The sequence below is a fragment of the Flavobacterium sp. LC2016-12 genome, from assembly GCF_015351595.1.
Taxonomy (GTDB): Bacteria; Bacteroidota; Bacteroidia; order Flavobacteriales; family Flavobacteriaceae; genus Flavobacterium.
This window is the reverse complement of the sequence record NZ_JADKPT010000014.1, coordinates 78,648-102,083: the sequence shown is the minus strand read 5'-3', so window position 1 is coordinate 102,083 and position 23,436 is coordinate 78,648. Positions and strand designations below refer to the sequence as shown.

Below are 23,436 nucleotides of genomic sequence, written 5' to 3'. Positions count from 1 at the left end.
TTCTGCCAGTAATTTAAACGAAAGAAAAACACAACTTTTGCCACGATTTTATACAATTATTAAAATCAATACAGATTGGACAAAAACTTTCTTCTCTACTTAAAATCCACGAAAACAACAATACAGGGAAGAGAAAGAAAACAAACACAATTAATAATGAAAACAAAAGCACTTTTTCTTGTTATATTAATAGCAACTTCATGTATTAATAAAAACAGAATAGATCACTTTAGCATGAAGAAGGAACTAAATTCCCACCAAGTCAATACGCAAATTGATTTCCAAAGTGACCTGTCACCATCAGATTCAATAAAACAAGAATTTTTAAATACGCAAAATAATATAGGATCCCCTATAAAAATCATCTCATCAAAATTATTAAAAAACCAATACTCAGACCATAAGGACATTAAATTAGTTTATAAAAATGTCAGCAAAAAAAAAATCGGAGCTATCCGATTTGAATGGTATTGCGAAAATGCGTTTAACAAACCCGCAAGTGGAAAATTCTTTTTTATAAAAGGGAAATCTGAAGGCACTACACACTTAGCTATAAACTCGAGGCAAACCAGATCACAAATTTGGGAAAGTTTTTCAACAGATGCCAAAACTATTATCTCAGCAAGGGCCTATTTTGTAGCATTCTCAGATGGAACAACCTGGAAATTACACTAAGAAATAAACAAGAAATAAGTATTCAATTTAAAAATAATTTGCAGGATAAAACGATCTACTTTAAACTGTTTTTTACATCAATTGCCAGCCTTTACTTTTTAAATAGCCGCTGCAATTCCTGCAAAAATCTTTTTCTTCATCCAGTGGATTTCCTCCTTCAGCATCTCTCATTAAACAAGTTTTAACTTTACAGTGCGGTAAACCAGCTGTATGCCCCAATTCATGTAAAACTAATTTATAAAACTGTTGGTTTTTATTTCTGGCATCTAATCTAAAATCAGAGACAACACAAGATTTTCCAGGTCGGTAGCCCAATCCCATAATGCCCCAATCTTTAATTCCATTTTTAGTGGTACTGATATCAGAATGGGATAATCCAACAATTACTGAGTCTCTGCCTACATAATTTTTAAGATTTTTAATAATACTATCAGCTCGATATCTGTTTCTAGGTTTATAATAAGCATTTTTAGGAAAAGGAATATTTTTTTTCAAAACCACATTTGGGTTAATGGTCCTGATTTCAGAAAAAACTTTACTTGATTGCTCCAATTCAAAATTACCTAGTGGCTGAATCACAATAACCTTTTGACTTTCTCCTTTTTCTACACTATTTTCATTATCTTTTTTTGTACAAGAAATTAAGCTAAAAAGCAGAATAAGAAAATAGTATTTCATAAGTAATGATTATTTTTTAGTTCGGATTCTTTTAATCATTCCCGCAAAAAATAAACCTAAACCTAAAACCAATAGAATGTAGTAAAAAGAAAGACTTTTATCTTTTAATACATTGGCTAAAACAAAACATACAACGCTTGCAAAATAAAAAGAAACAGGCGTTATATTCTTTAAAGAAGAAAAACTCATTGAATTATCTCAAATATTATTTAAAAAAACTATCTACAAATTCGTATTTATTAAAGACTTGTAAATCTTCAATTCCTTCACCAATTCCAATATATTTTACCGGAATCTGAAACTGATCAGAAATACCAATCACAACTCCGCCTTTTGCTGTTCCGTCTAATTTAGTTACAGCTAATGAAGTCACTTCAGTAGCAGCGGTAAATTGCTTAGCCTGCTCAAAAGCATTTTGACCTGTAGAACCATCTAAAACCAAAAGAACATCATGAGGAGCATCGGCAACGACTTTCTGCATTACGCGTTTTACTTTTGTAAGCTCGTTCATCAAATTAATTTTGTTATGAAGACGCCCTGCTGTATCAATAATAACCACATCAGCATTTTGAGCAACAGCAGACTGTAAAGTATCAAAAGCTACAGAAGCAGGATCACTACCCATATTTTGTCTTACAATTGGTACATCAACACGATCTGCCCAAACTTGCAATTGATCAATTGCAGCGGCACGAAACGTATCTGCAGCGCCTAAAACTACTTTATAACCAGCTTTTTTAAATTGATAAGCCAATTTACCAATGGTAGTCGTTTTACCAACTCCATTAACACCCACCACCATTAAAACATATGGCTTTTTGTCTTTTGGAATATCAAACTCAGTTGCTTCACCTCTATTGGTTTCAGACAACAAAGCACCAATTTCATCACGAAGAATCTGGTTTAATTCGTCAGTACCTAAATATTTATCTTCGGCAACACGTTTTTCAATTCTTGAAATAATTTTCAAAGTAGTATTTACACCAACATCTGAAGCTACCAGAATTTCTTCCAGATTATCTAAAACGTCATCATCGACTTTTGATTTTCCAGCAACGGCTTTACTTAACTTTGAGAAAAAAGTAGTTTTTGATTTTTCAAGACCTTTGTCTAAAGTCTCTTTTTTATCAGTGGAGAATAATTTTTTAAAAAAACTCATTTTTTATAGGTTGTTAGTTTTTTAGATTATATGATTTTACCATCTAAATAATCCTTAATATTCAAAGAAACCCAAAACAAGACAGGGTCCTTTAAATTTTAGACAAATATAAAAAATAAAAAAGCTACTTCCGAATGAAAGTAGCTTTTCTATATAGTGTGATTGTAATTATTTCTTTTTCAAGAATTCATCAACTTCTTCAGGAGCCATAATAGATTCTACGAATGTATATGCACCAGTTTTAGGAGATTTCACCATTTTGATGGCTTTTGATAATCTCTTAGAAGATGTTTGTAACGATGCTACGGTTTTCTTTGCCATGATTCAAATGTTATTTGAAGCTTTTATAAAACTCGAATGGCAAAACCATTGAGATTTACAAAAATCTCTAATTATTACTTAATTTCTTTGTGAACAGTTACTCTTTTCAAGATTGGATTAAATTTTTTAATCTCTAATCTGTCTGGAGTATTTTTTTTGTTCTTAGTTGTAATGTATCTAGAAGTTCCTGGAACACCAGAAGTCTTGTGCTCAGTACATTCTAAAATTACCTGGATTCTATTACCTTTCTTTGCCATCTTGCTATATATTTATTTAGGAAAAGATTATTTGATAAATCCTTCTGACTGCGCTTTTTTCAAAACTGCAGAAATTCCATTTTTATTAATTGTTTTTATCGTAGATGCTGCTACTCTAAGAGTAATCCATCTATCTTCTTCTGGAAGATAAAAACGCTTTTTAACTAAGTTTACAGAAAACTTTCTCTTAGTTTTGTTCATAGCGTGAGAAACGTTATTTCCTACCATCGCTCTTTTACCTGTAAGGTCACAAACTCTTGACATTATACTTATCTTTTATCGTTATTCAAAATCAGGGTGCAAAGAAAAGAAAAATAAACCATTGTAGCAAAAAATTATTGCACATTTTTTAAAATTTCTTTCTGTAATATTTCTAAACTCTTAATCGTCGCTCTATCTATCACTTTTTCACGTGGTTGGCCAAAGTTAAATTCTTCTACAATTATATCAGTTGGAGTAGCCAAAGCGATAAAAACAGCTCCAATTTCAGCATCTGAATCCCCTTTTGACGGTCCGGCGTTCCCGGTTGTCGCGATTGCATAGTCTGTTTTAAGTATCTCTTTAACATTCAAAGCCATAGCAGAGGCAACCTCAGCACTAACCACCGAATATTGATCTACAAAATCTTGTGAGACACCGAGAACATTAACCTTCGCCTCTGTTGCATACGAAACAACACTCCCTTTGAAATAATTTGAAGCTCCCGGAACAGCTGCTAAAAGCGATGCGATTTTTCCACCAGTAAAACTTTCAGCTGTCGAAATTGTTTTATTTTGCTTCGTTAATATTTTTCCAATTACCGTTTCAATTGTTTCATTTTCTTCATAACCCACTATAATATCGTGAATTATCGCATCTAAAGATTTTACATTTTCCTCAATTGCTGCTTCTAATTCTTCTTTATTAGTTCCTCTCCCGGTCAATCGCAAACGCACTCTTCCTGGATTTGGCAAATAAGCTAATTTGATAAAATCCGGTAAATTATTTTCCCAGTTTTCAATACGCTCTGCCACCATACTCTCACCTTGACCATACGTTAAAATGGTTTTATGAATAATATAGGGACGTTTATACTCGCGAACAATCTTTGGAATTATCTCTTCTTCGACCAAATATTTCATTTCATAAGGAACCCCCGGAAGCGAAATAAAAACAGTATTTTCTTTCTTCATCCACATTCCGGGTGCAGTACCAACCTGATTGTGCAAAACTGTACATTTTGACGGTACTAAAGCCTGATCTTTATTTAATTGCGAAATTGGCCGTTTATAAAAACCTTCAATTAATTGTGTTACATGTGCCAAAACTTCCGGGTTTACAACCAATTCATCCTCGAAATATTCGCAGAAAGTTTTTTTGGTCACATCATCTTTTGTCGGACCTAATCCACCTGTAATGATCACAACATCAACTTTGTTTTGAAGCTGAGCAAAGGTATCTAGGATGTGTTTTTTATCATCGCTTATCGAAATCATTTCATGTATTTCGACTCCAATTCTATCAAGTGATTTTGCAATAAAGCCGGAATTAGTATCAACGATTTGGCCAATTAGAATTTCGTCTCCAATTGTAATTATAGTTGCTTTCATGTAAATGTATTTTTTTACTTACCAGATCGTAAGTCATTATTAGAAAGTAGGTTGTTACGAGAACGATTTGCGTGAGGGGTAGAAATGACATCCTTTTGTGACAAACAATAAGAAGTCGTTAAACGAAAATTTTCTAGAACAAAAGATATAGCGGATGACCCGACCCTATTTTTGACCTAATCTAAAAAAGGGCAAAAATAGGAGTACGCCCAAATTATACGTCAAAGTCTTTTTTGATTTCTTTAATCGCTTCTTTAACTTGTATTTTTATGCTTTTGAAAGTTTCAATAATTTCTTTTTTCTTGCCTTCAGCTTTTGTCCAGGCTTCGACCTGTAAGATTTCTTCAAAAGCTACATTTAAACCAATTAAATCTAAAGTAGGTTTTATTTTATGCGCATAGGCATAAGCGTATTTATGATCCTTCTTTTTAATTCCTTCTTTGATTTGTTTCAAATCCTCAGGAACTTCAGTTACAAATAATTTAAGAATTTCATTTACAAATTCCGGATCATTGTCTGAAAGTGCATATACTTTCGAAAGGTTGTATTTTAAAGCCATTACTTTACCTGTATTCTAAATAATTTTTTCTCTTCTAAAAAGCCTTCCAAAACATCGTTTGGCTTGACAGATGCAACCCCTTCGGGTGTACCAGTAAATATAATATCTCCAATTTTTAGCGTAAAATATTGTGATACATATGCAATTAGCTCATCAATTTTCCAGAGCATAAGGGATGTATTACCTTTTTGAACGATTTGAGAATTATTTGTCAACTCAAAACTAAGGTTTTCCATTGAAACAAAATCAGTTTTTGGTAAAAAATCTCCAATGACCGCAGAACCATCAAATGCTTTTGCTTTTTCCCAAGGCAACCCTTTTGCTTTTAATTTATCCTGTAAATCTCTGGCAGTAAAATCGATACCCACACTAATTTCATCATAGTATTTATGCGCAAACTTAGGTTCAATATACTTTCCTACCTTATTAATTTTAACAATTATCTCTATTTCGTGATGAATTTCTTCAGAAAATTCAGGGATTACAAACGGATGCTGTTTTAATAAAACCGCCGAATCCGGTTTCATAAAAATCACCGGTTCTGTTGGACGTTCGTTTTTTAATTCTTCGATATGATTGGTATAATTTCTACCGATACAGATAATCTTCATTTTTTTAGTTTTCAGTTCTCAGTTTTTAGTGTTCAGTAAATTGCTTAGCATCCAAAAACTGAATACTAAAAACTGAACATTGAAAACTTTATTTTGTATTTAACTTTCTTAACTTAATAGCTGTCAGAACTTTTTTGGTATACAACGGAAAATCAGCATTTTGAATCCAGCTGAAATAACCAGGTTCTGTCTCTAAAACTTTATCTACTTTTACACCTTTGTGTTTTCCGAAGGTAAAAATTTCTTCATTATCCGCATCAAAAGCTATCATTCCGGCAAAATCGGCAATTTTTTTACGGGTCGTAAATTCAGATAATGATTTCATATCATTTTCCAAATCCGGATAACGGTCTAATTGTGCTTTTAAAATTTCGTAAGTTGCCATTGTATCTGCTTCTGCAGAATGGGCATTTTCTAAACTTTTTCCGCAGTAAAATTTCAAAGCTGCACTTAAAGTACGCTCCTCCATTTTATGAAAAATAGTCTGCACATCTACCGAAACTTTATTCTTCATATCAAAATCAACTCCGGCACGTAATAATTCTTCTGCCAATAACGGAATATCAAAACGGTCTGAATTAAAACCACCTAAGTCACTGTCCTTAATCATATTATGGATTTGTGGCGCCAATTCATTAAAAGTAGGCTCATTAGCTACTTTTTCGTCAGTAATACCATGTACCGCAGTTGTTTGAGGTGGAATTGGAATTGTCGGATTCACCAACCAAGTTTTACTTTCTTTATTTCCGTTTGGAAAAACTTTGAATATCGAAATCTCTACGATTCGATCTTTTCCGATGTCAATTCCGGTTGTTTCAAGATCAAAAAAGCAGATTGGTTTGTTGAGTTTCAGTTCCATTTTTAGTTTTTATAAGATTACAAATGTAATTTTTAAAGCCGAATTTCTACCTCTTATTTTTTATTTTTTTTAGTTAAAATAGACATTTATTTGTGATTACAATTTGAAAAAACATCGATTTACCGAGTTTATTTAAATTATTCTCCCCTTTTCTCTAAACGAAAAAACCCGGAAAATTTTTCAATTTTCCGGGTTTCATTTTATTTATTAATTTGATTTAGAAATCTCTGTCTACATCAAAAGCTTCTAAATATTCGGCCACTCTTTTTACAAAGCTTCCTCCTAAAGCACCATCTACAACTCTGTGGTCGTAAGAGTGCGACAAGAACATTTTTTGACGGATTCCAATAAAGTCACCTTCCGGAGTTTCGATAACCGCAGGCACTTTACGAATCGCACCAAGTGCTAAGATTCCCACCTGAGGCTGATTGATAATTGGCGTTCCAAAAACACTTCCAAAAGTACCAACGTTTGTTACCGTATAAGTTCCGCCTTGTGTATCGTCTGGTTTTAGTTTTCCAGCTTTTGCACGGTTTCCTAAATCGTTTACCGCTTTTGCCATTCCAACAAGATTTAACTGATCTGCATTTTTAATTACAGGCACAATTAAGTTTCCGTTTGGCAAAGCTGCTGCCATTCCTAAATTTATATTTTTCTTTTTGATGATATAATCGCCATCAACAGAAATGTTCATTCCAGGAAAATCTTTCAATGCTTTTGCAACTGCTTCCATCATAATTGGAGTAAAGGTCAACTTCTCACCTTCTCTTTTTTCGAAAGCCGCTTTAACTTTATCTCTCCATTTTACAATATTCGTTACATCAACTTCAATAAATGACTGAACGTGAGCTGAAGTTTGCACAGAAGCTACCATGTATCCTGAAATCAGTTTACGCATTCTGTCCATTTCGATAATTTCATCACCTCCATTTACAGAAACCGGTACCGCTTGCTGGCTTTTTTGAACTACTGGTTCCGCAACTTTTACCGGTTCAACCGTTTTTGCAGGTTCAGCAACCTTTGGAGTTACGACACCAGATTTACGATCTTCTATATATTTTAAAATATCTTCTTTTGTTACACGGCCGTCTTTTCCTGAACCCTGAATACTATCAAGCTCAGCAATAGAAATACCTTCTTCTTTAGCAATATTTTTCACCAAAGGAGAAAAGAATTTATCAGATCCTGAAAAATCTTGTGGAGCCGCAACAGTTTCCTGAGCTGTTTCTATAGTTTTTTCAATTTCTGCAACTTCTGCAGGAGCGGTCGTTTCCTCTACTATAGCAGCAGTTGGAGCATCACCTTCAGTTTCAATAATTGCAATAGTCTGTCCTACCTGAACCAAATCATCTTTACCAAATAATTGCTCAACTAAGATTCCTGACACTTCGCTTGGTACCTCACTATCAACTTTATCAGTTGCAATTTCCAGTACAGCTTCATCAGCTTCAATTTTGTCTCCTACTTCTTTCAACCAGTTGGTAATAGTTGCTTCAGCGACACTTTCTCCCATTTTAGGAAGTTTTAATTCAAATCTTGCCATATTGTTAACCTCAAGGGTGATTTTGATTTTCTGATTGCGAAATTACTGAATATTTTATATATAAATTACACTTAATATAATTTTTTACTCGATTTTTATAATTTGCCCCCTGTCATTTCGCGAATCACTTCCTATTATAAAATTTGAGTTTTTGGGGAAAATCTTAAAAGTAATGTTCTTATCTTTAAGAGTTTCTATGATTTTGATACATTTTTTGAATGAAACATACTGATTATCCAAAATTATCTCCGTCTTACCAGCCCTTAAAACAAGGCACGAATTTACCATTTTTTCTTTTTTGAAATCGAAAAACCGCACTTTATTTTTCAAAATAGAAGGTAATTTTTCAGACAAAATTTCATTTGAAGAGTAAAAAATATAGGTTTCAGGTGCAGATTTTGTTTTTGGTTTTCCCTGAAACATTTTTATAAATGAAAAAAGGACAATACCGATTTTAATAAAAAAGGTAAAAAACCATGATTTCTTAAAATGTTTTTGATAAAAGAAATTCATCGCTTCCTGAAAACGATTCATGTATTTTTCATCTTTAACCGTACTTTCTCCTTTATAATGTATTACTGTAGTTTCGTGAAAATAGTAATTTGACTTTTGCTTTTGTAACGCGCGATAAGACAAATCTATATCATCGGCATACATAAAACAATCTTCATCAAAACCACCAAGTTCGAGATAGAAATCGCGTTGCATAAACATAAAAGCACCAACCAGAATTTCTACTTTTCCTGTTTCATTTTCATTTATATGCTGAGCGTAGTATTGATTAAAAAGTTTCCAATTTGGAAAAGCTTTATATAAACCGAAAATCTTTGTAAAAGCAACCCAAGGTGTTGGAACTCCGCGTTTACTTTCTGGTAGAAAACTTCCGGTTCCATCAATTAATTTACAACCTATAATTCCGTAATTATTTTGCCCTTCGGCGAAAGCCAAAATTTTAGCAAAAGTATCTTCTGCAACAACTGTATCCGGATTTAGAATACAAATGTATTTTCCTTTTGCCTCAAAAACGCCAATGTTATTCCCTTTTGGAAATCCGAAATTTTCTTTGTTTTGAATCAATTTTACTAACGGAAAGCGCTCTTGCATCATCAAACAACTATCATCAGTCGAATTATTATCGATGACAATAATTTCCGCATCAAGTTTACCGATTGCTTCCTGAACACTTAAAACGCATTGTTCCAGAAAGTAACGCACATTATAATTAAGGATAATTACCGATAGTTGCATGAAAGATTGGACTGTTGATTTTTTGGAAAGTTAGAAATTTTCTGTTAATCCCAATCGCAAAGACCAATCGTTTTTACTGACTCCGTAATCTAAGGCCAGATTACTGTTGTTTTTTTTGTTCCATTTAATTCGGATTCCGGTTCCGATAGCCGGATGCCATTTATCAAATTTATAGGTATCTAACTGAGAAACAGACGAAATATTACCAAAAAAGACAGCTCCAAAAAAACCATTTCTGGTAATGTCCGTTCTGTACTCCGTTTCCAAATAAATCAGTGCATTACTACGATATCTGTTTTTTGTAAAACCTCTCCCTGTTTTTCCATCGCGATCCCAGCCTATACTTGGTAAATCAAGGTAATGGGGTTTACCTCCAAAAGTTGACCAATAGAAAGCGCGTGAAGCCCAAACACGATGTTTAGTTTTACTAAAAGAATGATATTTACGAGCATCAAAATATAAAGATTGCCATTTATTTCCGTCGACACCACTTGTATTAATTCTCAAATCGGCTTCAACATAAAGCCCTCCCTCCGGATTAACTATATTTTTCCTGGAATCATATAAACCCTGGATAGCAAACCCAAAAGAAGTTTCATCTGAAAAATCTCCATTCATATATTTCACATAATCTGTTTCTTCATCAATATAGGATTCCTCTGATATGTTTTGATAATTATCATATAGAAATCCTATTCCCAATCGATAATTACCTACTACTTTTCGGGTAACAAACTGATAAAAACGCCATTGTTGATAATCTAAAGTCGACATTTCGTCTGTAGCATTATGATCTCCAAGCCCGTAAGTAAGCTGCGGATAAATAAGATAACGATAATCTCCTATGAAATTCCATTTATTATCTTTTGTATAGATATAAGATTGAATAGGAAAAACGTATTGATTGCTAAAACTAAAATAAGGTGAAAAAGAAACTTGGGACATATTGGTCCTTTCATGATCTTCGCCTAAATAAAAAGTCGTTAAAAAAGAAACTACTAGTCCATTTGAATTATTAGCACCAACAGGAACAGGCAATAACGAAAAAGCAAGCTTTTTATCATTTTGAACGTTTGTCGAATCATTTTTTTTAAATATTTTTCGAATGACATCTAAAATATCCTTGCTTTCCATAGCCGTACTGTCATTTTGCGAATAACAAAATGGCGAAATAAAAAAAACAAACCAGATAAACTTGACTTTTAAACTATTCATTAAAAAGCTTTTAAGAATGCATTCTTACAAATTTAAAATTTTATTAAGACAAATACATTATTTTGAAAAGAATTAAAGAAAGAAATCAAAATCATTTAGAAAAGGTATATTTGAAGGATAGATTAATTCTTTAAAATAGATTTTAAAATGATTCGTTTGTCTTTTTTATTAACAGTACTACTCTTTCTAACTTTAAATTTTAATGTAAAAAATGAGACAGATAAAGATATAGATCTCGTAAAATCGAATACATGGTTTATTGCCGGACCAGCTAAAGAAAGTCAGGAAATTATTAATTCAACTCGCCTTAAAAAAGGAATTATAAGGGTTACAGCAAAAGACAATCCCATTGGAGAAATCGAATTGAATGTAGCCATTATACCTTCAGAATCGAATGATGGCACTCCTAAAAAATTATCCAATGACTCCAAATATTTAAAGGTTATCTATAAATCATCACATCTAATAAAAATTCAGGCTCGTGAAGGAAATGAAGAAGGAAGTGGTTGTGTTCACGGAGGCTCACATCCCAGAGTTGATTTACCCGCCTCTCCAGATAAATTTACAACGTTAAAAATTCCATGGAAAAACTTTAAACAAGATGGATTAGCAGACGGAAAACTGTTGAATATCCACAATCTTTGTAAATTTAATTTTGTGAATTACAATCCTGTTTCGGGAGCATTTTTAGCAATTAAATCAGTTATCGTTCAAATTTAAAATCATGAAAACAAAACTTATTCTTTTATTTTTCTTTGGAATGCTATTTTCAAACTTCGGCTTTAGCCAAAATAAAAAAGATGATTCTAAGACTGATATAAATGGTGTTTGGGAAGACATTAATTCCGGCGTTCAAAATACTGTTGCAATTATATCTGAACAAAATGGAAAAGTAATTTTCTCTCATTATTTAGAATGGAAAGGACAAAAAATTGTTGAAAGCGGAACGGGAATAAGAAAAGGAAATAACATTATTTATACTGTTGACGTCACGCTTCCTATTGAAGGCTGGGCAACAAAAGGCACACATACCCTAACTTTATCAGAAGATGGAAACACACTTGAAGGCACTTTTATAGACAATAAAAAAAGAGAAGGACCGATATCTTTTAAACGTATTAGATAGAATTATTTCAAGTTTCAAGTTCTCCAAACCTAAACTTGAAACCTGAAACAAAAACAACTTTCTTAAAGATGTAATTGTATTTTGTACTTATTGCAGATTTTCATCACCAATAACATAATCGTTGAAAAGATTAAACTCCAAATAATTCCTGGAACTCCCTCTCTGAAATACCCGGGTATAATTTCTATTTTGAAAGCTAAATTAAAATAATAAATTGCACCTGGTAAAATATAAATCAACAGAGGATTTGCAGCAGCAGGCATGAAGAAATTACTCCATTTTGTTTGTTTTTTGATTTCCATTAACCAATAAAGAAAGTAAAACAAGACCGTACAGATTCCAGCTGAAAACATAGTCCATGAAGGTGTTCCTTTTATTTTTGAAATTCCAAAATAAGGACGAAGAAGATAACCGACAGCAAAAAAGAAAAAGGCAAAACCAATTACAGGCCAATTGATTTTAAGGGCAATTTTTCGATCAAAAAATAACAACGAAATAATTACACCAGCGCTTACTAAGGATGCGTGAGTTAAATGTCCAGCTATAAAACTCAACGACGAAAATTGCTGTATCGCAGATCCTTCAATTAAATTCATAGCATTTGCTGCTATACAAATTACTAAAAAAGCAATCATCGCCCACAATTTTCCAGAGACCAACCAATAGTAAACTACTGTAAACAGGTAAGCCCAACCAATTAAACCCAGAATTCCCCACCATTTTGGTGTCATTCCGATTTCTCCAGTATCCTGAACATATAAAAAGTAAAGCCCTACTAAAACTAACATACCGCCATATTGGAAGGTGTTTTTTAACCAAACAGGAAAATCTTTAGGATATTTATTCCAAATAGGAATCGGCATCGCATATGCTAAAAGTCCCCAAAATGCCGGCGCAATTAACATTTTTGAAGCATCATAACCGTACTCTGCATTGACCATAAAAACACCAATAATAATTAATGCTACTGCACGTTTTAAAGTATGAGTCCAAATCGTTCTGGCACTATCCCCTTTTAATAATCTTGCATTAAAGGCAAACGGAATTGACATTCCGACAATAAATAAAAAAGATGGAAAAACAAGATCAACAAAAGTCATAGCGTCTGCATCGGCTGGCATGTGTTTCATCCACTGTGGGACATTTTTAACACTTGCCAACTCATTTACAAAAATCATTATAAAAATGGTAATTCCGCGTAAGGCGTCAATCGAAATAATTCTCTTATTATACAAATTCTCTTTAATTCTCATAAAATACTACATTATTGATAGTAACAAATATAGAATAATAGACTAAATGTCAAAGTTAGATATGGATAATAATATCCGCACATAATAAAATCATCCTTTAAATACCGTAAAGCGATCTGCAATTCTTATTTTTGTACCATGTTTTCATTCTTAAAATCAAAACCTTATTTAAAGGATCTGCTAGGCGGGAATTATATTGATATTCATTCTCATTTATTACCCGGAATAGACGATGGTGCTAAGAGCATATCGAGCACAGAAAGACTTGCCAAATCTTTTCAGGAAATGGGTTTTTCTCAGTTTATTACAACACCACATATAAGTCATTATATTTGGAATAACGCGCAAGACGATATTATTACCAATTATAAAGAAACAAAGCTTTCGTTGGAAGAACGCAACATACAAATTCCGTTTCAGGTCGCCGCTGAATATTTTATGGATGATTGGTTTGAAACTCATTTTCAAAACGAAAAACTGTTAACCTTAAAGGATAATTATGTTTTGGTTGAAATGTCATACATGAATGCTCCGGTACAATTGTATAAAATACTTTTTGATTTACAGGTTGCGGGGTATATTCCGGTTTTAGCACATCCGGAGCGTTATTTATTTTATCATAAAAACTTTAATGAATATGAGAAGCTAAAAAAATCCGGGTGTTTTTTTCAATTAAATCTTCTTGCTATAGCCGGATATTATGGAAATGAAATCACAAAAATAGCAGATCAACTTCTAAAAAAAGGAATGTATGATTTTGCCGGTACCGATATTCATCACAGTGACCACGTTGCTGCATTCAATCAAAAAATAAAAATCGAAAATATAAGTGCCGTAAAAGAAGTTATTGCAAACAATCAGTTTTTTAAATTCTAAAGAAATTACTAGTAAGCATTTTCTTCTCCTTTAAAAACATTTATAAGCGTTCTCACTATAATTTTTATATCCAGTAAAAGACTCCAGTTCTCGATATACCAAATATCGTATTCTACTCTATTCTCCATATCAATCAGCTCTTTTGTTTCTCCACGATATCCGTTTACTTGCGCCCAACCTGTAATTCCCGGCTTAGCGTAGTGACGAACGGAATAATTCGCAATCAACTCACCATATTCCTTAGCAAGATTAACCATATGAGGCCTTGGACCAACAACAGACATTTCTCCTAAAAAAACATTAAAAAACTGAGGTAATTCATCTATACTCGTTTTACGCATAAAAGCTCCAAATTTAGTGATACGACGATCTCCTTTTCCTGCTTGTTTTTTATGGGCCAAATCATTTACGTACATACTTCTAAATTTATAACACGTAAAAGATCTATTATCACGGCCTGACCGATCCTGCTTGAAAAATATTGGACCTGACGACTCCAGTTTAATAATCAGCATTATAATGGGAAATAACCACGGGAATATTAAAAGTATTACACCTGTTGAAAAACAAATGTCAAAGACTTTTTTAACTAATCTGTTTATCGCTAACTCCAGCGGTTCTGGACGAAACATCAATACTGGTGTGTTTTCATAAAAAGTAACCTCAACTTTACTCGATTTAGTATACAATTGAAAATCAGGAATAAATTTAATTCGCACCATATTTTGCTCGCAAATTTTTACTAATTTATTTATGGTTTCAACATTATTGATATGTAACGCTACGTAAATTTCATCTACCTCTTCTCTTAATACAAATTCTTCAACATCGTTAAATCCACCTAAAAGTGGTGTAAAACTGCTATCTGATTCTTCTGTTTGTTCATCAAAAAAACCTAAAAACTTATAACCATACGTTAAATTTTTGGCTAGTATTTTTCGCATTCGCTCACCTGTTTCATTGGCACCAACAATTATGAATTTTTTAAAATTATAACCTTTAGCCCTAATGTATTTTAAAGTCTTCATTAAGGTGTAACGAGAAATCAACAACAGTACGAAGAAGATCAAATAAAAATATAACAATCGCAATCTGGAAATATCAGCATATTTATAAAAAACAACAAAACAAGTCAGGATGGCAATATGTATTACAATTTTTTTAATCGTTCTTTTTAATATTGATTCTATATATTCTATTCTTATTATCCTGTGTGAATCTTTATTAAGTAATAGTCCAATCCAAATTAAATTAGCTAATAATGAAACTGTTTTTTCGTCCTTTAAAAAAAGCTTCTCCAAATCTCCGAATCGAACCAACGCAGAAACGACTAAAGCTGTGTTTAGTAAAATGATATCCCAAAGCACAAACAGCAATTTGGAGTAACGTGATAAACGGTAATGTGATATTTTTTGTATAATTTTCATCTTCCAGGACTACTTTTGATAAACAAAAGCTTTGGTTCATTTTATCTGACGCAAAATAGCATTTTAATTATATTTAATGTTACTCCTGTAGAAATCTTTACATTTTATTTTGAATGTCTATTATAAAAAAAAAGGCCCAAATAATTGGGCTTTTTTTTATCTAAATTTAGAAATAATTCTCTTAAACCAAGTTTTAACCTCAACCTTCTCACCATACCCATAAGTATATCCTTGTTTCCCATTTGTATCATTTAAGACAATACACATATTTGGTAGTTTTTTTTCCTTAAAATAATTATTTGGAATAGAAAGCAGTCTTTTTTCTAAAAAATTAGCACGTATTACATATAAAAATATCTCGGCATGTTTAGCAATTAAAAGTGTATCAGTAACCAGACTAACAGGAGCAGTATCAACAATTATATAGTCATATTCCTTTTTCAATTTTTCAAAAAGATAGTCGATCTTTTTATCCATCAATAACTCAGCAGGGTTTGGCGGGATAATTCCTGACGGCAAAACAAAAAAATTGGGGTAACCATCTACTTTGATGATGTAATTCTGAATATCTGAATCAGGAATTGACAGATAATTAGTGACACCTAAATTGGGTACATCAATATATTCACCAAGTTTTGGATTTCTAATATCCAGACCGATTAGTAAAACTCTAGATCCTGATAATGACAAAGTACTTGCAATATTAGCTGCTATAAAGGTTTTACCTTCTAATGCGAGAGTTGAAGTTACAAATATTGTTTTTGCAATTCCCTTTTCTGCTTTATTAAGCATAAATTCCAAATTAGTACGAACAATCCGCAGTGCTTCTGCAAAACTTGTTTTACTATCAGATTTAATTAAATGGTTAGTAGCATATGATATGGGAATCTCCCCAATGAATGGAATTTTTGTATACCTGTCTAGATCTAATTTACTTTTAATTTTTGTATCGAATAAATCACTTATATAAATGAAACCAAAAGGAATTACCAATCCAAAAAATATTCCAACCATATATATTATTTTCCCCTTTGGATTAACTGCATTTCTATCAGGTTTTGCCAAATCTATTACACTTGCATTTTGATCAGTTACGGCAACTGAAATTGCAATTTCTTCTCGTTTTTGCAATAAGTACAAATAGAGCTCTTCTTTAACTTTTTGTTGTCTTGCAATAACTCTAAATTGTCTTTCCTGAACTGGGATTTTACTGATTTTAGCACTAATGACCTCCTCCTGACTCTTCAAATCTGTGTTTTGTAGTCGCAAGTTAGATTTTATGCGATTTAAGCTCATCTCCACAATTGCTTTTAAAGAAACTATTTGCTGGTCAAGTTTTACAATCGAAGGGTTTTCAGCTGTGGCTGACTTTAATATCCTGCTTCTATCTAAAACCAACTGGTTGTAAGATGATATAAGAGTTGAAATTCCTCCATTATCCATTATCAAATTGGATGGTAATAAATCATAATTAGTGTTTATTTTGAGAAAATCTAAAAATGAAGAAACAATATTTAACTGTATTTCTGTTTCTTCTTCTTTTTTGTTATATCCACTTGAAGTATTAATAAATTTTTCTGTTTCAGATTCAATATCGATTAACTTATTTGATTTTTTAAAACTTTCAATATTCTGTTCTACTCCATCTAATTCTTGGGTAACGAAAGCTAATCGATTAGAAATAAATTTTGAAGTGCTTTCTGAAATATAATTTTTGTCCTCAACAGCCTTTTCATTGTAAATTTGAATTAATGTATTTAAAAAAATTTCTGCTTTTTTAATTACAGGATCAGAAATAGAAACTGCAACAACACTACTTGCTTTACTTACAGGCTCAACTTTTAAACGTCTTTTAAATTCGTCAACTAGATTATCGAAAGGGGTTATCACAATCTTTATAGAGTTGCATCCACCAATTTCTTTCATTCTATAATTAAAGACCTTATCAATCACCAAAACTCCAAGAGTTGTTGGAATTGAATCACCATATTTAAATTTTCTTTTTGGTGATAAGATTACTTGATCAATTTTATCGTCGGATAATAATTCAAACGTATAATCTGTAAGTACTTTATAATGAAAAGAAATTCTTTCCGTATTAAACAAAGCCGTTTTACTGATAAAATAAATTTTCAAAGGTTTTTCTTCATAAATCTCTTTTGATATAAAATTACTACCTGCAAACAAAGCAATATTTAAATTTAGCTTTTTTATGGTACTTTCAATTAAAGTTCTTGATTTCAAAATTTCAATTTCGTTATCAATATTATTAAGGACATCATTACCTAAGCCTAAATCTGTAAAGGCTGATAAATTGGAAAGCATCCCTCCTTTTTTTTTATCTTTGACTAATATAGTTGTAGTCACTTCATAACTTCGGGGTACATACTTTAAATAAATAAAAACCAAAATCAAACAGATACATAAACTTAATAAAAACCATCGCCAATGAGCAAGGTATTTTTCAAATTCTTCCTTAATATTTAGATCATCATCTTCGTGGTTCATATAATCAGTATAAGATTTTTCTTTTTTCATTTTATTTTAAGATTAGTACATAAATCGACATCAATATCGAAATAGCGGATATAAGTACAGAAGTACTGGATCCGACTACAGAAGAATTAATTTTTGTTCTATTTGGTTCAACATATATTATATCATTTTGCGCTAAATAATAAAATGGAGAGCTTATAAAATCTAAATTTGTTATATCTATTCTATTAAATGACTTTACACCATTGTTCTCTCTTATAATCAGAATATTTTTCCTTTTACCATATATAGTAAGATCTTTTGCCATACTTAAAGCCTCAAGCACTGTAACCCTTTCTGATGCTATAGAGAAAGTTCCTGGCAAATTAACTTCGCCTTGAATAGAAATTTTAAAGTTTGTAATGCGAAGATTAATCAGTGGATTTTTAACATACAAGCTTATTTTATTTTTTAGTAATTGAAGCAATTCCGTTCGAGTAAATCCTCCTACTTGCAGTTTCCCTAATATTGGAAAATCAATAATTCCATGTTCATCTACCAAGTATTGCTGAATTGTTTCAGAGCTATGGGCAATGTCTAATTTATGATTAGCAGACACGCTATATGTTTTAAGATTAAATGGTATTACTGCTTCAGCATCTTCTGCAAAAACCATAATCATTAACAAATCATCTGGTTGAATTTTTACTTCATAAGAGGATACATTTTGCTTTATTTGTAAAGCATCCATATTTTGGTAATAGATTACATCTTTTTTAAAAGCACAAGAAGAAAATAATAACAGTAAAAAAGATAAAATACTTGTTATTTTCGTCCAAAAATTAAATTGAAATTTCATTAAGTTTAAGTTTTTAAAGGCCGATTTTGTATACATAATTTTGCTTTCTACTCCCACTCTGTTTTACATAATCTTAGTTAGAAAAAAATGCTACGAAAATAGAATACTACGTTATAGATATTTATATATCTATTGTGTACTATATTCTGTGCTTTTTTTTTTCAAAAGTAACATCAGAAAACGCCCAAAAAAAGTCAAAAAAACAGAAATACCTTATTTTAATACAATTAAAACTTATGCTTTTATGAATCAAATTATACTAAAGACATTAATAAAAAACTATTTTTACACAGCATATAAACTGATTTACAAGCAATGAGAAAATTCACTTTGTTTCTTTTTTTAATCTTTAACTCAACTTATGCCCAGATTTCAGATCTCAAAAATCCGCTTTCTAAAAATTACACTCCAAATGCAATAGCAAATGATGAAAGTTATAGCTACGAAACCTTCAAAATAAAACGAATACATACAAACAAATTAAGCGACTCCATAAGAGAAACCTCTGGACTCCTATATTTTGACAATTTACTATGGACACACAATGATGACCACGATAAAACAATTTACGGATTAGATTCTTTAGGAATAATTCGGAAGAAAATCATTTTGGACAAAGCAATAAATCATGACTGGGAAGAAATTGCGCAGGACAGTTCTTACTTATACATTGGAGATTTTGGAAATAACGCCTCGGGAAATAGAACTGATTTAAACATTCTTAAAATAGAGAAAAAATCATTTTTAGAAGGAAATCCTATCATCGAAACCATTGCGTTTAAGTATGATAATCAGATTGATTTATCGCCGGAAAAACCAAACAATACCAATTTTGATTGCGAAGCATTTATCGTTTCTAAAGACAGCATTTACCTCTTTACCAAACAATGGAAATCATCTAAAACCAATATTTATACTTTATCAAATCAATCTGGAAATCATATCGCAAAATTCAAAGAATCACTTGACACAAAAGGCTTGGTTACTGGTGCAACCTATTTAGAAGAAAAAAAACTTGTTGTGCTTTGCGGATATTCTAAACTCGGAAAACCATTTTTATATTTACTCTATGACTTTAAAGATCATGATTTTTTGTCTGGAAATAAACGAAGAATTAATATCGGGTTATCTTTTCATCAAATCGAAGGTATTACTACAAATGATGGTTTGCATTATTATCTAACCAATGAAGCTTTGGTTCGAAAACCTGTTTTGAATGTTCGCCAACAAATCCATTATTTTGATTTAAGTCCGATTTTGAATTCCTATCTCCATAAATAATTCGCAAATCGCGATATAATAGTTTACTTTTGCAAAAAAGTTGTGTTTTGTAAAACCTTCATAACTTATAATTTATAACTCATATTTTACAAAGTGAATTACTTATCTGTAGAAAACATCTCGAAGTCTTTTGGTGAAAGAACCTTATTTGACAACATCTCATTTGGTATCAACAAAGACCAAAAAATTGCTTTTATTGCCAAAAATGGTTCCGGAAAAACAACTATAATGAGTATCATTAATGGTTTGGATGAGCCAGATACAGGACAGGTAGTTTTGAGAAAAGGAATCCGTATGGCATTTCTTTCTCAGGATAATAATTTACAAGAGGAGTTAACCATAGAAGAAAGCATTTTTGCTTCTGATAATGAAACTTTAAAGATCATAGAAGCCTATGAAAAAGCACTTGAAAATCCAAACGATGAAGAAGCGTATCAAAAAGCTTTTGACGGAATGGATCAGCATAATGCGTGGGATTTTGAAACACAATACAAACAGATTTTATTCAAATTAAAACTCGAAGATTTTAAACTTAAAGTAAAAAATCTTTCGGGTGGACAAAAAAAGCGTTTATCATTAGCCATTATCTTAATCAATCGTCCGGATTTATTAATTTTAGATGAGCCAACGAATCACCTGGATCTTGAAATGATCGAATGGTTGGAAAGTTATTTTGCGAAAGAAAACATCACGTTGTTTATGGTAACACACGACCGTTTCTTTTTAGAGCGCGTCTGTAACGAAATCATCGAACTAGACAACGGAAAATTATACCAATACAAAGGAAATTACTCTTATTATCTAGAGAAAAAAGAAGAGCGAATTACCTCTGAAAATGCCAGCGTTGACAAAGCCAAAAACTTATTTGTAAAAGAATTGGAATGGATGCGTCGTCAGCCAAAAGCAAGAACTACAAAATCGAAATCGCGTCAGGATGATTTTTACGTAATTAAAGAAAAAGCGCAAAGTCGTCGTCAGGAAAACAAAGTAGAACTTGAAATTAATATGGAACGTATGGGGAGCAAGATTATTGAGCTTCACAAAATTTCTAAAAAATTCAAGGATCATGTTATTCTGGACAACTTTAGTTTTGATTTCCAGCGTGGTGCCCGAATCGGAATTATTGGAAAAAACGGAACAGGAAAATCGACATTTTTAAATCTCCTTACAGGAACACTACCACTTGATAGTGGGCGTGTTGTAAAAGGAGACACTATTAAAATTGGATATTATACACAAAGTGGAATCAACCCGAAACCAAATCAGCGTGTAATTGATATTATCAAAGAATACGGAGAGTTTATCCCATTAGCAAAAGGCAGAATGATTTCGGCTTCACAATTATTGGAACGTTTTCTTTTTGATGCTAAAAAACAATACGATTTTGTCGAAAAATTAAGCGGTGGCGAATTGAAACGTTTGTATTTGTGTACGGTTTTAATTCAGAATCCGAACTTTTTGATTTTGGATGAGCCAACGAATGACTTAGATATTGTAACACTTAATGTTTTAGAAAGTTTCCTTTTAGATTACCCAGGATGTTTATTAGTAGTTTCGCACGACCGATATTTCATGGATAAGATTGTGGATCACTTATTTATCTTTAGAGGAAAAGGTGAAATTGAAAATTTCCCAGGAAATTATTCTGATTTCAGAGCTTATGAAGATAGCGCCGATGTCGCTCAAAAAGAAGAGAATAAAGCTGAAAAGAAAGACTGGAAACAAAATAATCCAACAGGAAATCTAACTTTCAACGAGCAAAAAGAATATCAAAAACTAGAAAGAGAAATCAAAGATCTTGAAATTGATAAAACTAAAATTGAGCAATTATTCTCTGATGGAAAAGTTGCGGATGCTGATATCGAGAAAAAAGCAAATGAACTGCAAAATATCATCAATAAAATAGATCAAAAAGAAGAGCGTTGGTTTGAACTTTCGGCTAAAATTGAAGGATAAAGTTATTATACAGAGATTCACAAAAAAACAAAGTGGCACTATGTTTTTTTGTGAATCTTTTTTTTTCTTTGTGAATCTCTGTAAAACAAAAAATACATTTTATTATATTAATCCATAAAAAATACATTTTTAAAATATCATGAAATACATCTTAACATCATTACTTGCATTAACCCTTTTTGTCTCTTGTAATTCTAACGACGATCCTAAAAAAACTGATTACACTGTTGAAAACGAAAAAGAAATAGTTAATTATATTGCCAAAAATAAATTAAATGCAAAAAGAACAGATTCTGGCTTGTATTATGTGATAAACGAAGCAGGAGATGGCGCCCAACCAACTGCAACCTCTAATGTAACTGTAGCGTATAAAGGGTACTATTCTAATGGAAGTATTTTTGACCAGAGCAAAGACGCAGGAATTTCCTTTGAGTTAAACCAGGTAATTAAAGGCTGGACGGAAGGTATTCCTTATTTTAAAGTTGGAGGAAGCGGAATATTATTAGTTCCTTCACATTTAGGTTATGGACCTTTCGACTATAGTAGTATTCCTGGAGGTTCGGTACTTATTTTTGATGTTAAGTTAATTTCTGTGAATTAGTTTCTAAAAGAATCGCATTCTTTCAATATAAAAAGACCACAATAAAAATATATTTTTATTGTGGTCTTTTTGCTTCCATCAAATAAATAGCGTAACCGTTAAAATTGAAGCATTAACATAAAAGGATCATCAATTTTATAAATGCCTGGATTTCATTATGTAATGATTTGAAAAAATTCTGTAAATAATATTATATCTGTTTTCCGAGCTTTGTTTAAGTGAAAATGAATTCACACTCTAAAATATATATAAAATGGAAAATTTACATAATCCAGATGGAACTAAACGTGAGATTTTAACCGGAATGTTTTCAGATCGTGACAGCATAGAAAGAGCTTATGATACTTTAAGCGACAGAGGTTATACAAAAGATGAAATTAACCTGATAATGTCAGATGAAACCAGAAAAAAACATTATTCAGACAAAGACGATCACTCTGAACTTGGAACAAAAGCAGCTGAAGGTGCCGGAACAGGATCTGCAATTGGAGGAACAATTGGGGCAATTGCAGGAGTTGTTGCTGCATTAGGCACTAGTCTTGTTATTCCTGGTTTAGGATTAATTGTTGCTGGTCCATTAGCCGCAGGATTAGCTGGCGCTGGTGCTGGAGGAATTGCAGGAGGTATAATTGGAGCCTTAGTAGGGTCAGGAATTCCCGAAGAGAGAGCAAAAATATACGAATCTGGTATTAAAGACGGCCATGTTGTGTTAGGCGTTCATCCACGTAATAACGAAGATGCTGAGTATTTTAAACAGCAATGGGAAGCAAATAATGGCGTAAACATATACAGATAAGTATCAAAATTTTATAATATAAAAAGCCTAATCTAAATAAAGATTAGGCTTTTTTCATTCAATTATTTCAAT

At 31.9% G+C, this 23,436-nt stretch carries 24 protein-coding genes; 8 read left to right on the top strand and 16 right to left on the bottom strand.

All coding sequences use genetic code 11. The annotated features are described in order from the left end of the window. Window positions 1-156: 156 nt before the first annotated feature. On the top strand, window positions 157-675 hold the full coding sequence (locus IRZ99_RS18775) for a hypothetical protein (protein ID WP_194658744.1): 519 nt from the start codon (window positions 157-159) through the stop codon (window positions 673-675). Between the two features lie 72 nt (window positions 676-747). Here the strand turns inward: IRZ99_RS18775 and IRZ99_RS18770 are convergent, their stop codons facing one another. From IRZ99_RS18770 to IRZ99_RS18715, 12 genes are all read right to left on the bottom strand, one after another. Next, window positions 748-1,353: a Zn-dependent protease gene (locus IRZ99_RS18770; RefSeq protein ID WP_194658742.1), complete on the bottom strand. Its 606-nt coding sequence runs from the start codon at window positions 1,351-1,353 to the stop codon at window positions 748-750. A 205-nt stretch (window positions 1,354-1,558) separates the two neighbouring features. Continuing rightward, a complete protein-coding gene (gene ftsY / locus IRZ99_RS18765) occupies window positions 1,559-2,512 on the bottom strand; it encodes a signal recognition particle-docking protein FtsY (protein WP_194658740.1) in 954 nt (317 codons plus the stop codon). A 168-nt stretch (window positions 2,513-2,680) separates the two neighbouring features. Then, a complete protein-coding gene (locus tag IRZ99_RS18760) occupies window positions 2,681-2,833 on the bottom strand; it encodes a DUF4295 domain-containing protein (RefSeq protein WP_008468081.1) in 153 nt (50 codons plus the stop codon). Between the two features lie 74 nt (window positions 2,834-2,907). Continuing rightward, entirely contained in the window at window positions 2,908-3,090 is a 183-nt protein-coding gene (gene rpmG / locus IRZ99_RS18755; protein WP_008253902.1) for a 50S ribosomal protein L33, read from the bottom strand. Between the two features lie 27 nt (window positions 3,091-3,117). After that, window positions 3,118-3,354 (bottom strand): 50S ribosomal protein L28, encoded by a 237-nt coding sequence (rpmB, locus tag IRZ99_RS18750; RefSeq protein WP_007805815.1) that lies wholly within the window; start codon window positions 3,352-3,354, stop codon window positions 3,118-3,120. A gap of 71 nt (window positions 3,355-3,425) precedes the next feature. After that, window positions 3,426-4,679 carry a CinA family nicotinamide mononucleotide deamidase-related protein gene (locus tag IRZ99_RS18745; protein ID WP_194658739.1) on the bottom strand — a complete coding sequence of 418 codons (1,254 nt, stop codon included), beginning with the start codon at window positions 4,677-4,679 and terminating at the stop codon, window positions 3,426-3,428. 214 nt (window positions 4,680-4,893) lie between these two features. Further along, complete coding sequence (locus tag IRZ99_RS18740; protein ID WP_026984878.1) at window positions 4,894-5,238, bottom strand: Hpt domain-containing protein; 345 nt, start codon at window positions 5,236-5,238, stop codon at window positions 4,894-4,896. Continuing rightward, entirely contained in the window at window positions 5,238-5,849 is a 612-nt protein-coding gene (locus tag IRZ99_RS18735) for a fumarylacetoacetate hydrolase family protein (protein ID WP_194658738.1), read from the bottom strand. Before IRZ99_RS18735 ends, IRZ99_RS18740 begins: the two co-directional genes overlap by 1 nt. An 88-nt stretch (window positions 5,850-5,937) precedes the next feature. Beyond that, window positions 5,938-6,708 (bottom strand): 3'-5' exonuclease, encoded by a 771-nt coding sequence (locus IRZ99_RS18730; protein WP_194658737.1) that lies wholly within the window; start codon window positions 6,706-6,708, stop codon window positions 5,938-5,940. A gap of 217 nt (window positions 6,709-6,925) precedes the next feature. Continuing rightward, window positions 6,926-8,251 (bottom strand): dihydrolipoamide acetyltransferase family protein, encoded by a 1,326-nt coding sequence (locus tag IRZ99_RS18725; RefSeq protein ID WP_194658736.1) that lies wholly within the window; start codon window positions 8,249-8,251, stop codon window positions 6,926-6,928. A gap of 84 nt (window positions 8,252-8,335) precedes the next feature. Continuing rightward, the gene (locus IRZ99_RS18720) at window positions 8,336-9,499 is read right to left on the bottom strand and encodes a glycosyltransferase family 2 protein (protein ID WP_194658735.1); all 1,164 of its coding nucleotides are present in this window, start codon (window positions 9,497-9,499) and stop codon (window positions 8,336-8,338) included. A 30-nt stretch (window positions 9,500-9,529) separates the two neighbouring features. Then, complete coding sequence (locus IRZ99_RS18715; protein WP_228519128.1) at window positions 9,530-10,714, bottom strand: hypothetical protein; 1,185 nt, start codon at window positions 10,712-10,714, stop codon at window positions 9,530-9,532. A 156-nt stretch (window positions 10,715-10,870) separates the two neighbouring features. Between IRZ99_RS18715 and IRZ99_RS18710 the strand changes: the two genes are divergently transcribed. Together IRZ99_RS18710 and IRZ99_RS18705 are read left to right on the top strand one after the other, a co-directional pair. Further along, complete coding sequence (locus IRZ99_RS18710; RefSeq protein WP_228519127.1) at window positions 10,871-11,434, top strand: hypothetical protein; 564 nt, start codon at window positions 10,871-10,873, stop codon at window positions 11,432-11,434. Between the two features lie 4 nt (window positions 11,435-11,438). Beyond that, window positions 11,439-11,840: a hypothetical protein gene (locus IRZ99_RS18705; RefSeq protein ID WP_194658733.1), complete on the top strand. Its 402-nt coding sequence runs from the start codon at window positions 11,439-11,441 to the stop codon at window positions 11,838-11,840. A 62-nt stretch (window positions 11,841-11,902) separates the two neighbouring features. On the opposite strand, the gene IRZ99_RS18700 is transcribed toward IRZ99_RS18705, so the two are convergent. Then, window positions 11,903-13,093, bottom strand: a complete 1,191-nt coding sequence (locus IRZ99_RS18700; RefSeq protein ID WP_194658731.1) for a DUF5009 domain-containing protein — start codon at window positions 13,091-13,093, stop codon at window positions 11,903-11,905. A 138-nt stretch (window positions 13,094-13,231) separates the two neighbouring features. Here IRZ99_RS18700 and IRZ99_RS18695 point away from each other — a divergent pair, with 138 nt between their 5' ends. Then, complete coding sequence (locus IRZ99_RS18695; RefSeq protein ID WP_194658730.1) at window positions 13,232-13,969, top strand: tyrosine-protein phosphatase; 738 nt, start codon at window positions 13,232-13,234, stop codon at window positions 13,967-13,969. 8 nt (window positions 13,970-13,977) lie between these two features. On the opposite strand, the gene IRZ99_RS18690 is transcribed toward IRZ99_RS18695, so the two are convergent. From IRZ99_RS18690 to IRZ99_RS18680, 3 genes are all read right to left on the bottom strand, one after another. Further along, window positions 13,978-15,396, bottom strand: a complete 1,419-nt coding sequence (locus IRZ99_RS18690; RefSeq protein WP_194658729.1) for an undecaprenyl-phosphate glucose phosphotransferase — start codon at window positions 15,394-15,396, stop codon at window positions 13,978-13,980. A gap of 156 nt (window positions 15,397-15,552) precedes the next feature. Further along, window positions 15,553-17,934 carry a polysaccharide biosynthesis tyrosine autokinase gene (locus IRZ99_RS18685; protein WP_194658728.1) on the bottom strand — a complete coding sequence of 794 codons (2,382 nt, stop codon included), beginning with the start codon at window positions 17,932-17,934 and terminating at the stop codon, window positions 15,553-15,555. 1 nt (window position 17,935) lies between these two features. Next, window positions 17,936-18,730 carry a polysaccharide biosynthesis/export family protein gene (locus IRZ99_RS18680; RefSeq protein WP_194658727.1) on the bottom strand — a complete coding sequence of 265 codons (795 nt, stop codon included), beginning with the start codon at window positions 18,728-18,730 and terminating at the stop codon, window positions 17,936-17,938. Window positions 18,731-19,045: 315 nt separating this feature from the next. Here IRZ99_RS18680 and IRZ99_RS18675 point away from each other — a divergent pair, with 315 nt between their 5' ends. The 4 genes from IRZ99_RS18675 to IRZ99_RS18660 all read left to right on the top strand — a co-directional run bounded on the left by IRZ99_RS18675 (window position 19,046) and on the right by IRZ99_RS18660 (window position 23,364). Beyond that, window positions 19,046-20,011 carry a T9SS C-terminal target domain-containing protein gene (locus IRZ99_RS18675; protein WP_194658726.1) on the top strand — a complete coding sequence of 322 codons (966 nt, stop codon included), beginning with the start codon at window positions 19,046-19,048 and terminating at the stop codon, window positions 20,009-20,011. A gap of 93 nt (window positions 20,012-20,104) precedes the next feature. After that, complete coding sequence (locus IRZ99_RS18670; protein ID WP_194658725.1) at window positions 20,105-21,967, top strand: ABC-F family ATP-binding cassette domain-containing protein; 1,863 nt, start codon at window positions 20,105-20,107, stop codon at window positions 21,965-21,967. A 139-nt stretch (window positions 21,968-22,106) separates the two neighbouring features. After that, the gene (locus IRZ99_RS18665; RefSeq protein ID WP_194658724.1) at window positions 22,107-22,568 is read left to right on the top strand and encodes an FKBP-type peptidyl-prolyl cis-trans isomerase; all 462 of its coding nucleotides are present in this window, start codon (window positions 22,107-22,109) and stop codon (window positions 22,566-22,568) included. A 253-nt stretch (window positions 22,569-22,821) separates the two neighbouring features. Next, entirely contained in the window at window positions 22,822-23,364 is a 543-nt protein-coding gene (locus IRZ99_RS18660) for a hypothetical protein (protein WP_194658723.1), read from the top strand. The last annotated feature ends 72 nt before the right edge of the window (window positions 23,365-23,436 follow it).